This window comes from Collinsella sp. AM20-15AC (assembly GCF_003471405.1).
Taxonomy (GTDB): Bacteria; Actinomycetota; Coriobacteriia; order Coriobacteriales; family Coriobacteriaceae; genus Collinsella.
This window is the reverse complement of record NZ_QRJA01000003.1, coordinates 61,719-77,613: the sequence shown is the minus strand read 5'-3', so window position 1 is coordinate 77,613 and position 15,895 is coordinate 61,719. Positions and strand designations below refer to the sequence as shown.

Below are 15,895 nucleotides of genomic sequence, written 5' to 3'. Positions count from 1 at the left end.
AGAAAGTCCAGTTTATCCTTTCCACCCCAATTGGGAATCCTCCGATGCGCCTTCGCACGCTCGCATGACCTCGATACCGTGCGAGCGTGCGAACTCGACGAGCTCTGCGTTGCGGGCGTTAATGGTGCCGAAGGCGGCGGGGCACACGATAAGGCGCGCGCAGTGGACGAGGAGCTCTTTGGCGCGGGCTATGGTTTTATCCCCGATCGGCTCGAAGGCGCGCTCGGCCACGCATTCCGCCGCCAGGTCGCGCGCTAGCTCGCAGTCGATGTCCCCTTCGTGCAGAACGCCCGTGTAGAACGCCTTGCCCTGCCGGATGAGCTGGCGAAACACAGCCGACCCCGTACCTGCGCCGGCGATGACGAACGTGTGCGCATCGCCGTGCGGGCGTCCAATTTCCACGCTGCCGAAGCGCTCGTTGAAGGTGCCATGTTGAAGGCCGTAGAGCTCGCCAATCGTCTCGCGCGTGAATATGTCCTCGGGTACGCCGGCGCGGAAGACCCGGCCGTCCTTCACGCAAATCACCTTGTCGGCGCTTTTCTGCGCGAGCTCGAGTTCGTGGATGGACATGATGACAGCCACATTCCGCGATTTCGCAAGGTGGCGAAGTATTCGCAGCAGGTCGATCTGGTAGCGGATATCGAGATACGACGTGGGCTCGTCGAGCACGAGCACACGCGGATCCTGCGCGATGGCGCGTGCGAGTATGACGCGCTGGCGTTGCCCGTCGCTTATCTGCATGAAGTCGCGCTCGGCGAGCTCTTCCACATGTGCGGTTTTCATGGCCTCGTCGACCCGACTATGGTCGTTGGGCGAGAGTGTGCCCATTCGTCCGGTGTAGGGATGCCTTCCCGCCTCTACGATATCGCGGCAGGTGAGGAGCTCGGTCCGGGGGCGATCTGTCAGCATAACGGCAAGGTTCCTTGCGAACTCCGCCGTCTTCCATCGGGAAATCTCCCGCCCGTCGAGCTCGACCGCGCCGGCAAGCGGTGCCAGATGGCGTGTGATGGTTTTCAAGATGGTCGACTTGCCCGAGCCGTTCGGCCCGATGAGTGCCACGACGTCGCCCGCGCGAACCTCCAGATCGACGCCTTCTACTACGACCTTCTTGTCGTAGCCCGCCGACAGGTCGCTTATGCGGAAAAGCGGCGCTCCGTCAGCCTGCGTTTCGACCGGAGTTTCGAGGTTCGGCTCCGCTCGGAGGAGGCGTTCCGCGCGCAGTTCCGCACGAGCCGAAAGTGCCTTCTGGCGCTTTCGTGCGAGCTCAGGACTGTCTAAGCATAGAATGTCGCCTCCGAGCGTTTTGGGCCGCGGCACGAATTCCCCCATCTACCTCACCCGCTTCTTCAACATGAGCGCGATAACCACCGGAGCGCCGAAGATGGCGGTGACGGCGCTGATGGAAAGCTCGACGGGAGAGAACAGCGTGCGCGCGATCAAATCGCAGCCCGCGCAGAAGATGGCGCCTCCCAAGAAGCACGCAGGAATCACGCGGATGGGCTTCGACGACTTTAGCGCCGACTTCACGAGATGCGGAACCGCGATGCCTACGAACGACACCGGACCAGCGAACGCGGTCACGCAGGCGGAGAGCATGCTCGCTAGAAGGACGAGCACCACGCGGAAGCGTTCGACGTTCACGCCGGCGCTTTTCGCGTAGGCTTCTCCCAGCTGGAAGGCGGAAAGGGGCTTCGATATCGCGAATACGCATGCGCTCACGGTGATCACCACGACCGCGATGACCGCGATGTCGTCCCAGCTCGAACCCGAGAAGCTACCCAAAGACCAGTTGTGCAGGTTCACGATGGACTGGTCGTCGGCGAAGGCGATGAGGAAGTTCGTCGCCGCCGAGCAGATGTATCCCACCATGACGCCCGCCACGATGAGCATGGCCATGGAACTTATGCGCCGTGCGATGAGGAGCACGAAGCCGATGGTGATAAGCGAGCCCAGAAACGCTGCGGCCACCATGGCCGGCGAGGACATGGCCTGGTTCGCGCCAAGAAGTACGATCATCGTAAGCGCGACGACGAACTTTGCGCCCGAGGAGACGCCCAAGATGAACGGGTCGGCGATGGGGTTGTTGAAAAACGTCTGCAGCAGGAACCCGGAAAGCGAAAGTGCCCCGCCGAGAAGCACGGCTGAAAGCACGCGCGGCAGGCGAATCTCCCAGATGACCTGGCTTTCCATGGAATTGGCCGCGCCGCCCGAAAGGATGCCGGGGATGTGGTCTGCGGGCACGAGCACGCTCCCGATGCACAGGTTGGCCCCGACGAGCACGATGAGGGCAACAGCGAGCAGCGCCGTCACGACGCGACACCGCGCGGCGCGCCCCGATTCGTCGTATGCCATGGAAAGCCGGCTTCTCATGGCGCTAACCGAGCTTCCTCAGATAATGGAAGTCGCTCGCGTCATCGCCGGTGAACGCCCCGTGCAGCTCGTCGATAATGTCGGCGGTAGAAGTCATCTGCTGGTACATGTCGGCGCTTGTGACCCAGACGTTGCCGTTCTTCACGGCTTTGAACTGCGACAATAGCGCGTTTTTGCCTACGAAGTCGTTCAAGGTGGCAACCGATTCGTCGATGGTGCCGTTGTAGACGATGATGTCGGCATCCTTCGCCGTCGCGTAGAAGCGCTCCATTTCGAGCGTTACTGACGAACCTGACGTCGACGCCGTCTGCGCGTCATCGAGCGCATAGCTGCCGCCTGCAAGCTCGATCATCTGCGCCACGTAGTCGCCCGCCCGCCGCGTGACGGCGGCCCCGTTCGAGTTAATGTAGAAATACGCCACGGTTTTACCTGACGACGCGAGCCCCGACGTTTGCTCGACGCGGGCCTTCTGCTCGTTGAACAGGTGCGCGGCCTCGTCTTCCTTGTCGAACAGGACGCCGAAAAGCTTAATCCACTCGACGCGCCCGAGTGCTTCGGGCTCGCTCGACGACTGTTCGGTGAGCACGACGAGCCCGAGCTTCTGCAGCTTTTCCTTCACATCGGGCGTGTGGTTGATCATGGTGTTCTCGATGGCGAGCGTGCAGCCCGAGGCCGATATTCTCTCGTAGTCGGGCGCGCTGTACTTGCCGCCGTAGGCGATCGCCCCACTTTCGAGCGCGCTTTTGAAGCCTGCGACCGAGCAATCGTCGGCCTTCGTGCCCGACATGATGATATTGTCGTTCGCATCGAGCGCGTCGACCAGGCACATCGTCGCCGACGACACGAGGTACACCTTGTCGGCGGGGCGCCTTATGACCGCGATGTCGGAGCTCAACGCATCAGGTACCTTCGCATCTTGCGGCACCACGAGGAAACGCTCCCCATTCGAAACGCAGATAAGCCGCAGACCGCCTTCGAACTCGTCGACAGTGAAGTGCTCGGCGTATTCAAGCTGAAGCGCCCCCGTCGGCTCCCAGCCGCAGCCCAAATCGGCGTTGTGGAAGTCGGCCGCGGCGCTTGAAGCCGTTCCTGCAGGGGAGCCGCCGCTTGCATCGTCGCCCGATTTCTCCTTCATGGTGGATGAGTCGAAGTGGATCGTGTAGTCTATGGTGTGCGGCGTCGACATGGCGACGGTCTCGGCCGACACGGCGATGTCCTCGTCGAGCGTGACGGGTATCTCGAACGTGGAGTTGCCGCCGTCGTTTACGGGCGCGTAGTCCACGCCGTCGACGGTCATCTTGTCGTAGTTCGAACTCGACCAGGTGACCGTCGCGGTGTAGGTGTCGCCATCCTTCACAATTGTGGTGGGTGAGGCGATGCTTGCGCGCCCTGACCCACCGGAAAGCGAGACACTCACAGTGTATTCCTGAGAGCGCGCCGTGCCACCGGTCGCGTTCGGGCTCGCACTGCACCCCGCGAAGGGAAGCGCGAGCAGGGCGACGAGAACGCAGGCGATCGCGCGCGCCGCGATGCTGCGGCGCTTCCTGTTTTCCCCCTTGGGAAGAATCGACCGCATGGCGTTACTTCAGTGCGTCGGCGCGCAGATCGACGCCGGCGGATTCGAACACGAGCGTGCGGTCGTACCACTGCTCTTTTCTAATACTCCACGCGGCACAGGCGGTGTCCTCGTCGAGCGCATCAACGGGCACGTCGTAGGTGTACTTGCCTTCCCCGTTTTCCACATAGGGGATGAAGTCTGCCTCGCTCGCGGCGGCAGCCTCGTCGCCCGTGCCCATGAAGAGCTTGCCGTAGCCCGTGCCGGAAAGCGTCATCACGCAGTGCATGGAGTCGTTTTCCACGATGAGCTGGGCGTCCACAATCCTGAACATGTTCGAGCTGGAATCTACGGTGATCGGATAGGTGCCGTCGGCTACCTTGTCGGCGGTGATGGGGGCAGCGCTTGCGCCCTCGGTTGCATCGGCCGCCTGCTCGGTCTTTTCCTGGGAATCGGTATTGCTTGCCTTTGCGCTGTCGCTTGAATTTCCGGCGCAGCCGGCGAGCGAGAACGCGAGAAGCGCCGCCGACAGGGCGAAGACGAGGGTTTTCTTCAACATGGAGGGGTTCCTTTCAATCGCTTCTACCGCCCGCGCCGTGCGGTGGGCGGGCGGGATGCGAATGCAACGGGCATGCGCCGTCGGTCGGGGAAGGCGCATGCCCGTTGCACGGGGACGCGACCGGCGCCCCCGTGCGCGGCGAGTTTACAGCTTGGCGATGGCGTCGTCCACGTGCGAGACGTAGATGTCGTCGACCGCGGCGTTCTGTCCCAGACCCTGGAGCAGGCACGTCACTTCGAAGCCGGCGGCCACGAACTTCGCAGCCCAGCTGTCGGGGTCGGTCTCGTCTGCCATGTCGTTGTTCGCGTGGTCGCCCGCGACCACCATGAACGGCGCGAGCACGGCCTTCTTGTACCCTGCGGCGCTCGCAGCGGCGATAACATCCTCGCAGGTCGGTTCAGCCTCGACGGTGCCGACGAAGAACTGCGTCAAGCCCTCGTTCTTGAACACTTCCTGCATCTTGGCATAGTCGGCGTTGGAATCGGCTTCGGTGCCGTGGCCCATGAGGCACAGCGCCGTCTTGCCGTCGTCGAAGGACGCCATGTTCTCCTTAATGGCTGCGGCCACCTTCTTGTAGTCGTCGTCGGAGGTGAGCAGCGGGTCGCCGAGCGAGATCTTGTCGAACTTGTCGGCGTACTTGTCGAGCTCGTCTTTCACGTCGGCGTATTCCAGGCCAGCCATGAGATGCGTCGGCTGCACGACGATTTCCTTCACGCCGTCTTCCACGCAGCGGTCGAGCGCCTCGGTCATGTTGTCGATCGTGATGCCGTCGCGCTTCTTCAGTTTGTCGATGATGATCTGCGCGGTGAAGGCGCGGCGGATGTCGTAGTCCTGCCAGTACTTCTCGCGGATAGCGTCTTCGATGGCGCCGATGGTGATGTGGCGCGAGTCGTTGTAGCTCGTGCCGAAGCTCGTGACGAGAATGACCGGCTTCACGGCCTTCTCCTTTTCGCTCGATTTCTCGGGACTCGCGGAGGTGCTGGAGCAGCCCGCGAGCGCGAATCCGGCGAGCGCGACGGCTCCGGTTGCTGCGGCGCCCATGAAGCCGCGGCGTGACATCTGGTCGGACATGGTTTTCCCTTTCCTCGGTTTGCCGGTCCCCCGGCGACAGTTGCTTATCGGCACAAGCGAAAGAAAAGCGCGCTCGTCCGCAAAGGGATAGCGCGCCTGTTTCTTGCATTCGAAAGGGAAGCGCACTCCTCGGGGTTCACAAGGAGCTAACGCCACGGCGATGCCGTGAGGAAAAGGCGAAGCAGTCTGGCTTGGGGCGCGTGGCGGTTCGCCCGCGCGTCCTACACAGTAATGTCCCTTGCCCAGGATTCCCACCTGGTTCCCTCCGCAAGCCAGCGCGGACTGTGTGGGCACCGCGCCGGTCGTTTCCTTTTATTCGATTGTCATATGCTCGTTGCCGAAACTACCACTATGATAGTGGGCGTTTGTGAGCGTGTCAAAGCCAGGGCGGGCGGCATTGCGTCTCCTGCCTACGTATTTGCGCCGATTGCCGCTGCGGGCGTCGTGTCTTGCCCGCTGTGCGAAGGGCGGCGTAAACGGTTGCGATGAGAAACGGGAAGGGAAGGCTCGGATGATTCATATCGTTGGCGCAGGTTCGGGCGCCGCCGACCTTATCACGCTGCGCGGGGCGCGTCTTCTGCGCGCGGCCGACGTGGTCGTTTGGGCGGGGAGCCTTGTGAACCCCGAGCTGCTCGCCGAGTGCAAGGAATCCTGCGTCGTCTACGACAGCGCGCACATGACCTTGGAGGAAGTGCTCGACGTGATGTGCGCGGCGGATGCGCAGGGCGAGGAAGTGGTGCGCCTGCACACGGGCGACCCGTGCCTGTACGGCGCCATCCAGGAGCAGATGGACGCGCTCGACGCGCGCGGCGTGGACTACGAGGTGGTGCCCGGCGTGTCGAGCTTTTGCGGTGCCGCGGCGGCGCTTCGCCAGGAATACACGCTGCCGGGAATCAGCCAGTCGGTCGTGATCACGCGGCTTTCCGGGCGCACCCCCATGCCCGCGGGCGAGGGCATGCGCACCATGGCGGAAAGCGGCTCGACTATGGTCATCTTCCTGAGCTCGGGTATGCTCGCCGAGCTTTCCGCCGAGCTTTTGGCCGCAGGCCGCAGCTCCGACGAGCCGGCGGCGCTCGTGTACAAGGCGACCTGGCCTGAGGAGCGCGTGGTGCGATGCACAGTGGGCACGCTCGCCGATGCGGGCGCGCGAGAGGGCATCGACCGCACGGCGCTCGTGGTGGTGGGCCGCGTGCTCGGAGCTCGCGGCGGGCTTGCGCACAACGGCGCGCAAGCGGAGTCGTACGAGCGCAGCAAGCTATACGACCCTTCGTTTGCCACGGGGTATCGGAAGGCGAGCAGCTAGCGTGGCCTTCGAGCACTACATATATACCGGGACGACCCGCCTGCGCTGCGGCTACACCACGGGGAGCTGCGCCGCGCTCGCGGCGAAGGCGGCCTGCGAGATGCTCTTGTCACGAAAGCCCGTCGGCCGCGTGTCGATCGTCACCCCCGGCGGGCTGCCCGTCGAGGCGAACGTGGTCGACGCATGCATCGGCGAGGGGTGTGCCCAGTGCGCCGTGCGAAAGGACGCAGGCGACGATGCCGATGTGACCGACGGCGTGCTCGTGTACGCGCGCGTGGAACATGCGGGGTCGGGCACGGGCGCTGCGGGCAGCAAGGGCGTGCCCGCGCGCGAATCGGAAGTTTCCGTCGATGGCGGCGTGGGCGTGGGGCGCGTGACGTTGCCCGGGCTCGAGCAGCCGGTGGGGGCGGCCGCCATCAACGCGACGCCGCGCGCGATGATCACTTCGGCGGTGCGCGAGGTGTGCGCCGCGCACGGCTTTTCTGGAAATATCGCTGTGACGATTTCGGTACCCGAGGGTGTTGCCCTTGCCGAAAAGACCTTCAACCCGCACCTGGGGATAGAGGACGGCATCTCCATCCTGGGCACGACGGGCATCGTCGAGCCGCGCAGCCTCGCTGCCTTGCGCGACAGCATCGAGCTCGAGATCCGGCAGCATGCGGCTATGGGGCGGCGCGGAGTCGTGCTCACGCCCGGCAACTACGGCGCGCAGTTCATCTCGGGGCATTTCCACCTAAACGGTGCGCCGGTGGTCTTCATCTCCAACTTCGTGGGCGATGCGATTGATTGCTGCGTTCGCGAGGGATTTACCAATGTCCTTCTTGTGGGACACATCGGCAAGCTGGTGAAGGTCGCGGGCGGCATCATGGACACCCATTCGCGTACCGCCGACTGCCGCGCGGAGATTCTGGCCGCCCACGCGGCCTTGGCCGGCGCGGGCACGAAGACTGTGCGCGAGATCATGTCGTCGGTCACGACCACGGCGGCGCTCGAGGTAATCGAGGCCGCCGGCGTGGGGGACGCTGCGCGCGCCTCGCTCGCTGTGGCAATCGAGGACAGGTTGCGCCGCCGCGCGGCGGGCGGATGCGACATCGCCGCGGTCGTGTTCGACGCCGAGCGCCGCGAGCTTTTCCGCACGTCGGGCGCCGATGCAGTTATCGGGGAATTGGGGGCGACGTATGAGTAAAGGCGTGCGGTACGGCGTGGGCACGGGGCCTGGCGACCCCGAGCTGCTCACGATCAAGGCCGTCCGCACAATCGAATCGTGTCCGGTCATCGCCGCACCGCAGACGGCGGACGGGGCCATGGTCGCGCTCGACATCGTGCGCGGCGCCGTCGACCTTACAGGCAAGACGGTGATCCCCGTGCGATTCTCGATGACGCGCGACGTCGAGCGCCGCGCGGCCGAGCATGCCTCGCTTGTTCGCGAGCTTGTCGCGCACCTGGATGCGGTCCGCGACGTCGCGCTGCTGAACCTGGGGGACCCGAGTATCTACGCCACCTTCCAGCGCATAGCGCCCGACGTGCGCGCCCGCGGGTTCGAGGCGCGCGCCATTCCCGGCGTGCCGAGCTTCTGCGCGGTCGCCGCGGCGCTCGAGCGCGACCTCACGCCCGAGATGTCGTCGCCTCTGCACATCGTGCCCGGCGGCTACGACGACGTGCGCCGCGCAATCAGCTGGCCGGGGACGAAGGTGGTCATGAAGGCGCGCCGCTCGCTTGCGGACACGAAGTGCATCCTTCGCGAGGAGGGCGCCTTCGACGGTGCCGAGCTCGTAGAGGACTGTGGGCTTCCGGGCGAGCGCGTGTACCGCTCGGTCGACGATGTGCCCGATCGGGGCAGCTACTTCTCGACGATGGTGGTGCGCTAGATGAGGGTTTCCTGCATAGCGTTCACTGAGAGGGGATATGCGTTGGCGGAGCGCACCGCACGCGCGCTTTCCGATTGCGCGCAGACAGGTGAAGATGACCCTGGCTGGGACGTTTCCGTTTCGCGCGGGTTCGGCGAGGGGAAGGCCGACCTGCGCGCATGGACGGCGCTCGCGTGGGAAGCGTCGGACGCGCTTCTGTTCGTGGGCGCGGCGGGCATCGCCGTGCGGGCGATCGCGCCGCATGTCGCCTCGAAGGCAAGCGATTCCGCGGTTGTGGTGATCGACGAGGCGGGGCGCTTTGCCGTCCCGCTTTTGTCGGGGCATTTGGGCGGTGCGAACGAGCTTGCGCAAACTGTGGCACGCGCGGCAGGGGCCATCCCCGTCATCACCACGGCGACCGACGTCCGCGGCGTGTGGGCGGTGGATACGTGGGCGCGCTGTGCGGGGCTCGCCGTTTCGAATCCCGAGGCTATCAAGCGAGTGTCGGCGCGGCTGCTTTCGGGCGGGCGCGTGGCACTCTATTCCGACATGCCGATTTCGGGACAGCCGCCTGAAGGGGTTGACATTGCGTCCGACCGCGCTCGGGCCGATATCGTCGTGTCGCCGTTCGCTGGCGCGAATGCGGGTGCGTCCGTTCGCGCGGCGGAGACAACGGGCGAGGTCGTACCCGCCGGTGTGACGGGGAAGCCGGCGGGCGTGCGGGCGCAGGCGCCTGCGCCCGAGTCGCTTCGCCTTGTCGTGCCCTGCATCGTTGCGGGCATAGGGTGCCGTCGCGGTGCGTGCGCCGAAGCGATCGGGGAGGCGTTTCTTCTCGCGTGCGGGCAGGCGGGCATCTCGCCTTCGGCCGTGCGCGAGGCGGCGACGATCGACGTGAAGGCGCACGAGGAGGGTCTGCTCGCCTTCTGCCGCGCGCGCAATATCCCGCTTGCGACGTATTCCGCAGAGGAGTTGTCGCAGGTCGAAGGCAGCGTTTCGCCATCTGATTTCGTGCGCGCGACGGTGGGGGTCGACAATGTGTGCGAGCGCGCGGCGCTCGCGGGCGGGGGCAAACTTATCTTCCCGAAGCTCGCTCACGGCGGCGTGACCGTCGCGTTTTCCAAGGTAACTATCGATCTTTCGTTTAAGGAGTGGTGATGGGAAAGCTCTTCGTGGTGGGGATCGGCCCGGGCGGCCCCGACGGCATGACGATTGCGGCTCGGCGCGCGCTCGAGGCGGCCGACATCGTTGTGGGGTACACGAAATACGTGGAGCTCGCGCTCGCCGCCGTGCCCGACGCGGCGCATCTCGCGACGCCGATGATGCACGAGGTCGAACGGTGCCGCCTGGTGCTTTCGCGCGCGCAGAGCGGAGAAGCCGTGGCGCTCGTGTGCAGCGGTGACGCGGGCGTGTACGGCATGGCGAGCCCCGTGCTGGAGCTTGCGGAGGACTACCCCGATGTAGACGTGGAAGTTATCGCCGGGGCCACCGCGGCTCAGAGCGGGTCGGCGGTGCTCGGCGCCCCGCTTGCCCACGACTTCGCGGTCGTGTCGCTCTCCGACCTGCTCACGTCGTGGGAGGTCATCGAGCGCAGGCTCGCTGCCGTGGCGAGCGCCGACTTCTGCATCTGTTTGTACAACCCGCGCAGCAGAAAGCGCGCCGACAGGCTCTCGCGCGCGGCGAAGATTATGCTCGAATGGAAGGCCCCCGACACGCTCTGCGGCTGGGTACGCAACATCGGGCGCGAGGGGCAGCAGTCGGGCATGTGCAGGCTCTCCGAGCTGGGGGAGTTCGACGCCGACATGTTCACCACCGTGTTCGTCGGCAACGCGGACACGAAGCGCGTAGGCGGCCGTATGGTCACGCCGCGCGGGTATCGGGAGATTCCATGCGAAAGGTAACGATCATCGGGGCGGGGCCCGGAAACCCCGACTTGCTCTCGCGTGCGGCGCTCGACGCGATCGACATCGCCGACGTGGTCATCGGCGCTCATCGCGCGCTTGTCGGCATCGACGTGCCGCCCGACGTGGTGAGATGCGAGCTCGTGAAGACGGCGGACATCGTCGCCGCGCTCACTGATGCGGCGTCGTGGCAGCGCGCCGTGGTCGTGATGACGGGCGATGTGGGGCTGTTCAGCGGCGCGCGCCGCCTGGTGGAGGCGCTCTCCGGCGACGCGCGGGTGGACGTGCGCGTCATTCCCGGCATAAGCTCAGCGTCGTATCTCGCCGCGCGCCTCGCGCGTCCATGGCAGGATTGGCGCTTCGCGAGCGCTCACGGCGTGGCGTGCGACATCGTGGCCGAGGCCGAGCGCGCAGGTGAGCTCTTCCTCGCCACGTCGGGCGGGGAAGACCCCTCGCGTCTTTCGGGCGAGCTTGTGCAGGCGGGCTTCGGGGACGCGCGCGTGACGGTGGCCGAGCGCCTGTCGTACCCCGACGAGCGCATCACCTGCGCGACCGCAAGTGAAATCGCAGGTCAGACGTTCGACGACTTGAACGTGATGCTTATCGAGTTCGCAGGCTGCGCCGGTTCGCCTGCGGGCTCTAGCGCAGCCTCCGAGGCGCCGGCCGGCGCGTCTGCGCCCGCGGCGGCTTCTTTCGCGGCGGACTCTGCGGGCGCATCCCGCGCCGCGAGCTCCCGCTGGCCGTACGCTTCCTCGGGCATTCCCGACGAGCTCTTCATCCGCGGCGACGTTCCCATGACCAAGCAGGAGGTGCGCGCCGTCGCGCTCGCGAAGCTGCGCCTTACCGCGACCGACACCGTGTGGGATGTCGGTGCCGGCACGGGGAGCGTTTCGATCGAGGCGGCGCTCGTCGCGCGAGCGGGGTCGGTATGGGCGGTCGAGCGCAACGCGGCCGGCGTGCGGCTCATCCGAGAGAACGCGGATGCATTCGGGTGCGGCAACGTGCATTCGGTCCCCGGTGTCGCCCCCGAAGCGCTCGCGAAACTGCCCGTCCCCGACGCCGTGTTCGTCGGCGGGAGCGCGGGCGAGCTTCCCTCCATCGTGGAGGCGGCGCTCGAGAAGAACTCGCAGGTTCGCCTGTGCGTGCCATGCGTCACCGTTGAGACGCTCACCGAGGCGTGCGCGCTCCTCTCGGGTTCGCGCTTTAAGGGGTTCGAGGCGTGCCAGGTGTCGGCCGCCCGTGCCGAGGCTGTAGGCTCGCACCATCTTATGAAGGCGCAAAACCCCGTGTTCCTCGTCAGCGCGCGTGGTGCGGGCGCGGATGCCGACGAGCTTGCCGAAGTCGGCGCGCTTGCTGAGTCGCCTGTCGGGGAGGACCCCTCTACCGAGGGGAAACCATCCGTTGAGGTGGTCTCGCTTGCTAACTGCAACGACGCAGGTGGGGAAGGCGGTGCCAGATGAGCACGTCCATCCCGCGCTTCATGGTCGCTGCGCCCTCGAGCGGGAGCGGCAAGACGGTCGTCACGTGCGCGCTTCTGCGCGCGCTCGCGCGTCGCGGCCTTGCATGCGCGGCCTTCAAATGCGGCCCCGACTACATTGACCCGCTCTTTCACCGCCGCGTCGTGGGTGCGCGCTCGGGCAACTTAGACGGCTTCTTCACTGACGCCCCGACGCTGCGCGCCCTGCTCGCACGCGGCGCCGCGGGCGCGGATGTCGCGGTGCTCGAGGGGGTCATGGGCTTCTACGACGGCATGGCGCCCGGCGTGGCCGACGCGAGCAGCTACCAGGTTGCGCGCGACACGGAAACGCCGGTCGTTTTAGTGGTGAACGGGCGCGGGGCGTCTTTATCGCTCGCCGCCGTAATCCGCGGCATCGCCGAGTTCCTGCCTTGTGCGAACGTGCGCGGCGTCGTGCTGAACAAGACGAGCGCCGCTGCCTGCGCCTACGCGGCGCCTGCGATCGAGAAGCACACGGGCGTCGCGGTTTTGGGGACTATCCCCGCCGACGAGGCGTTCTCACTCGAAAGCCGGCATCTGGGGCTTGTGACCGCCGACGAGGTCGAGCAGCTCTCCGCGCGCATCGACAAGATGGCCGAGCTGGTGGAAAAGAGCATCGACGTCGACCGCTTGCTCGAAATAGCGGCGACGGCACCCGATATCCGCGAGGAACCTTACCGGTTGGAGCCGATCGCGGGAGCGCGGCCCATCGTCGCCGTCGCGCGTGACGAGGCGTTCTCGTTCTATTACGAGGAGAATCTGCGCGCGCTCGAGGACCTGGGTTGCGAGCTGGCCTTTTTCAGCCCCCTGTGTGATAGCGAGTTGCCCCGGGGGACAAGCGCCCTCTATCTGGGGGGCGGCTACCCGGAGCTCCATGCGCGGCAGCTCTCCGAGAACGTGTCGATGCGCGAGGCGGTGCGGCGCGCGGTGGAATCCGGCATGCCGACGGTCGCCGAATGCGGTGGGTTTCTGTACCTGCAGCGCGAAATCGCCGATAGCGAGGGGTGGCGCTGGCCTGTTGCGGGCGCCCTTGAGGGCGCAAGCGAGAACGGGGGAAGGCTGTCCCATTTCGGGTACGTGGAGCTTACTTCCCAACGCGACGGGCTCTACGGGCCGCGCGGCACACGCATCCGCGCGCACGAGTTCCACTACTGGCAGTCCACCTGCCCGGGCGGCGACTTTTGGGCGCAGAAGCCCCGGCGCGACAAGGGCTGGCCGTGCATGACGACCACCCCGTCCCTGGTGGCGGGCTTCCCGCATGTGTACTATCCTGCGAACCCCGACGTTGCGCGCGCGTTCGCGTCTGCCGCAGCGTCGTTCGCAGAGAGGAGGCGGCATGGCTGAAGCAACCGAAACCGCGCTTGCCTGCATCCGCGAGGAAGTCGAGCGCGCGTTCTCGTCGGCGCCGGGCGCCGTGCTCGAAGCCGCGCTTTCCCGGATCGCGCCCGCAGACGAGTGCGCCCGTGCCGCCGCGTACGCCGCGTGGGACTCCATCGCGCACCCCTTGGGGGGATTGGGCGACTTTGAAGACGCCGTCGCGTGTATCGCCGCAGCTCAGGGGAGCGCCGAGGTGGCCGAGTTTCCCCGTGCGCTCGCGGTATTCTTCTCCGACAACGGGGTCGTTGCCGAAGGCGTGTCGCAAAGCGGGCAAGATGTGACGCGAGCCGTCGCGCGCAACATGTGCGAGGGGGCCGCGAGCGCCTGCCGCATGGCGGCGTTCGCGGGTGCCGAGGTCGTGCCCGTCGACGTGGGTATGGCCCGGGGCATAGAAGACGCGCGCATGGTGCGCGCGAACGTGCGGCGGGGGAGCGGCAACATCGCTCACGGCTCCGCTATGTCTCGCGATGGGGCCGTGCGCGCGATCGAGGTCGGAATCGCCGTCGCGTGCGGGCTTGCCCGCGCCGGCGTGCGCCTTCTCGCCGCGGGCGAGATGGGCATCGGCAACACGACCACCTCGGCGGCGGTGGCCGCAGTGCTCATCCGGGCGGACGCGCGGAGCCTTGTCGGGCGCGGCGCGGGGCTCTCGGACGCCTCGCTCGCGCGCAAGCGCGACGTGGTCGAGCGCGCTATCGACGCGAACTCGCCCGATCCCGCCGACCCGATCGACGTGCTCTCGAAGGTGGGCGGCTTCGACATCGCTGCGATGTGCGGCTTCTACCTGGGGGCCGCGGTCTCGAAGGCGCCGGCGCTCCTCGACGGGGTCATATCCTGCACGGCGGCCCTGTGCGCGGCGCGCCTGTGCCCCAACGCCTTGGGCTACCTCGTGGGCACCCACGCATCAAGCGAACCCGCAAGCCGGGAGCTCCTTCGCGAGCTCGGCATAAAGGCGCCCCTCGACGCAGGCATGCACTTGGGCGAGGGCGCGGGCGCCATGGCGTATCTGCCCCTTCTGGATTCGGCGCTGCGCGTGTACCGGGATGGGAAGACGTTCACGGCGACTGGCATGGCTGCTTACGAGCATTTCGAGGCCGGGAAATGACGGTGACGCTCGTCATCGGCGCCGCCGCGAGCGGCAAGAGCGCCTACGCCGAGTCCCTGTGCCTCGGGCACGACGGCCCTCGCGTGTACCTGGCAACGATGGAGCCCTTCGGGGAAGATGGCGCCCGCCGCATCGCGCGCCATCGGGCGCTGCGCGAGGGCAAGGGGTTTTCCACCCTCGAGCGCACGCGTGACGTGGGCGCCGCAGTGCCCGGGCTTCCGCGCGGCTGCACGCTTCTTTTGGAGGACGTGGGCAACCTGGTTGCGAACGAGCTTTTCGCGGAAGGCGGCTTGTCCCCACGTGACCCCGACGCTGCGGCGCGCGAGGTGCTCGGAGGCATCGAACGGCTCGCTCAGGCCGCTGCGTATACGGTGGTGGTCACCGTCGACGTGTTCGCCGATGGGATGCGCTACGATGAGGGGACCGAGGCATGGAGGCGCGCGCTCGCGCGCGTGAACGCGGGCGTGGCGGCGCTGGCCGACCGCGCAGTCGAAGTGGTATGCGGGATTCCCGTGTGGATGAAAGGTGAAGGACCTACAAGGTGAAGATAGCAGAGGCAATCGGCGCGGCGTTCGGAACGTTCTCGCGCATCCCCGTCCCGAAATCGGCCTGGACCGATTTCGGGTCAACCCATGCGCTTGCCGCGTTTCCCCTGGTGGGCCTTGCGGAAGGGTTCCTCATGACGGCGTGGGGACACGTTGCGAACCTGCTCGGCGTGCCCGCGACCATCGTCGCGGCCGTGCTCGTGGCGCTGCCTGTGGCGGTGACGGGAGGCATCCACCTAGACGGGCTCTGCGACACCTCCGATGCGCTTGCAAGTTGGGCCCCGCGCGAGCGAAAGCTCGAGATCATGCACGATCCGCGGGCGGGCGCCTTCGGGGTTATCGGTGTTGTTGTGTACCTTATTCTGCAGTTTTCCCTGTTCACCGCGCTGCCGCTTACGGCGGGGGCGTTCCTCGCGCTTCTGTGCTCGCTCGTGTTCTCCCGCGCGCTTTCGGGACTCGCCGTTGAATGCTGGCCTGCCGCGCGGGCGGACGGCATGGCCGCGGGGCTCTCGCCTGCGAAGAAGCGCGCGGCGATCGTCGTGCCGCTTTGCGCTTTCGCTGCGGCTTCGGCTGCAGGGATGGTCGCGTGCGCTCAGGCCGTCGGCGCCCTTATGGCGGTGGCGGGGCTTTTGGCGCTCGCGTGGTACCGCCATGTTGCCCTGTCCCGCTTCGGCGGGGTGACGGGGGATTTGGCCGGATGGTTTCTGCAATGGGCCGAGCTCGCGATGCTTGCCATGCTGGTGGCGGGGGGCATGCTCCTATGATGCTCGTGG

15 protein-coding genes are annotated in these 15,895 nt (G+C 66.5%); 10 read left to right on the top strand and 5 right to left on the bottom strand.

What is annotated here, in order from left to right:
- Positions 1-12: 12 nt before the first annotated feature.
- From DW233_RS01905 to DW233_RS01885, 5 genes are all read right to left on the bottom strand, one after another.
- On the bottom strand, positions 13-1,329 hold the full coding sequence (locus DW233_RS01905; protein ID WP_118266414.1) for an ABC transporter ATP-binding protein: 1,317 nt from the start codon (positions 1,327-1,329) through the stop codon (positions 13-15).
- A complete protein-coding gene (locus DW233_RS01900; RefSeq protein WP_117800211.1) occupies positions 1,330-2,352 on the bottom strand; it encodes an iron ABC transporter permease in 1,023 nt (340 codons plus the stop codon).
- Between the two features lie 22 nt (positions 2,353-2,374).
- Positions 2,375-3,946, bottom strand: a complete 1,572-nt coding sequence (locus DW233_RS01895; protein WP_147357113.1) for an ABC transporter substrate-binding protein — start codon at positions 3,944-3,946, stop codon at positions 2,375-2,377.
- Positions 3,947-3,950: 4 nt separating this feature from the next.
- Entirely contained in the window at positions 3,951-4,484 is a 534-nt protein-coding gene (locus DW233_RS01890) for a hypothetical protein (RefSeq protein WP_118266411.1), read from the bottom strand.
- Between the two features lie 144 nt (positions 4,485-4,628).
- A complete protein-coding gene (locus DW233_RS01885; RefSeq protein ID WP_089571781.1) occupies positions 4,629-5,555 on the bottom strand; it encodes a sirohydrochlorin cobaltochelatase in 927 nt (308 codons plus the stop codon).
- Positions 5,556-6,066: 511 nt separating this feature from the next.
- On the opposite strand from DW233_RS01885, the gene cobM reads away from it, so the two are divergent.
- The 10 genes from cobM to cobS are packed head-to-tail and all read left to right on the top strand — an operon-like array spanning position 6,067 to position 15,886.
- Positions 6,067-6,858, top strand: coding sequence for a precorrin-4 C(11)-methyltransferase (cobM, locus tag DW233_RS01880; RefSeq protein ID WP_118266409.1), 792 nt, complete (start codon positions 6,067-6,069; stop codon positions 6,856-6,858).
- 1 nt (position 6,859) lies between these two features.
- Entirely contained in the window at positions 6,860-8,044 is a 1,185-nt protein-coding gene (gene cbiD, locus DW233_RS01875; protein ID WP_255413621.1) for a cobalt-precorrin-5B (C(1))-methyltransferase CbiD, read from the top strand.
- The gene (cobI, locus tag DW233_RS01870) at positions 8,037-8,726 is read left to right on the top strand and encodes a precorrin-2 C(20)-methyltransferase (RefSeq protein WP_118266407.1); all 690 of its coding nucleotides are present in this window, start codon (positions 8,037-8,039) and stop codon (positions 8,724-8,726) included. Before cbiD ends, cobI begins: the two co-directional genes overlap by 8 nt.
- Before the next feature lie 42 nt (positions 8,727-8,768).
- Entirely contained in the window at positions 8,769-9,860 is a 1,092-nt protein-coding gene (locus tag DW233_RS01865; protein ID WP_233547903.1) for a cobalt-precorrin 5A hydrolase, read from the top strand.
- Positions 9,860-10,603: a precorrin-3B C(17)-methyltransferase gene (gene cobJ / locus DW233_RS01860; RefSeq protein WP_118266404.1), complete on the top strand. Its 744-nt coding sequence runs from the start codon at positions 9,860-9,862 to the stop codon at positions 10,601-10,603. Before DW233_RS01865 ends, cobJ begins: the two co-directional genes overlap by 1 nt.
- Positions 10,591-12,063: a precorrin-6y C5,15-methyltransferase (decarboxylating) subunit CbiE gene (gene cbiE, locus DW233_RS01855; protein WP_089571789.1), complete on the top strand. Its 1,473-nt coding sequence runs from the start codon at positions 10,591-10,593 to the stop codon at positions 12,061-12,063. The genes cobJ and cbiE overlap by 13 nt, the downstream gene beginning before the upstream one ends.
- On the top strand, positions 12,060-13,442 hold the full coding sequence (locus tag DW233_RS01850) for a cobyrinate a,c-diamide synthase (protein ID WP_233502793.1): 1,383 nt from the start codon (positions 12,060-12,062) through the stop codon (positions 13,440-13,442). Before cbiE ends, DW233_RS01850 begins: the two co-directional genes overlap by 4 nt.
- A complete protein-coding gene (cobT, locus tag DW233_RS01845; protein ID WP_117564100.1) occupies positions 13,435-14,577 on the top strand; it encodes a nicotinate-nucleotide--dimethylbenzimidazole phosphoribosyltransferase in 1,143 nt (380 codons plus the stop codon). Before DW233_RS01850 ends, cobT begins: the two co-directional genes overlap by 8 nt.
- Positions 14,574-15,122 carry a bifunctional adenosylcobinamide kinase/adenosylcobinamide-phosphate guanylyltransferase gene (locus DW233_RS01840; RefSeq protein ID WP_089571793.1) on the top strand — a complete coding sequence of 183 codons (549 nt, stop codon included), beginning with the start codon at positions 14,574-14,576 and terminating at the stop codon, positions 15,120-15,122. The genes cobT and DW233_RS01840 overlap by 4 nt, the downstream gene beginning before the upstream one ends.
- On the top strand, positions 15,119-15,886 hold the full coding sequence (cobS, locus tag DW233_RS01835; protein ID WP_089571795.1) for an adenosylcobinamide-GDP ribazoletransferase: 768 nt from the start codon (positions 15,119-15,121) through the stop codon (positions 15,884-15,886). The genes DW233_RS01840 and cobS overlap by 4 nt, the downstream gene beginning before the upstream one ends.
- The last annotated feature ends 9 nt before the right edge of the window (positions 15,887-15,895 follow it).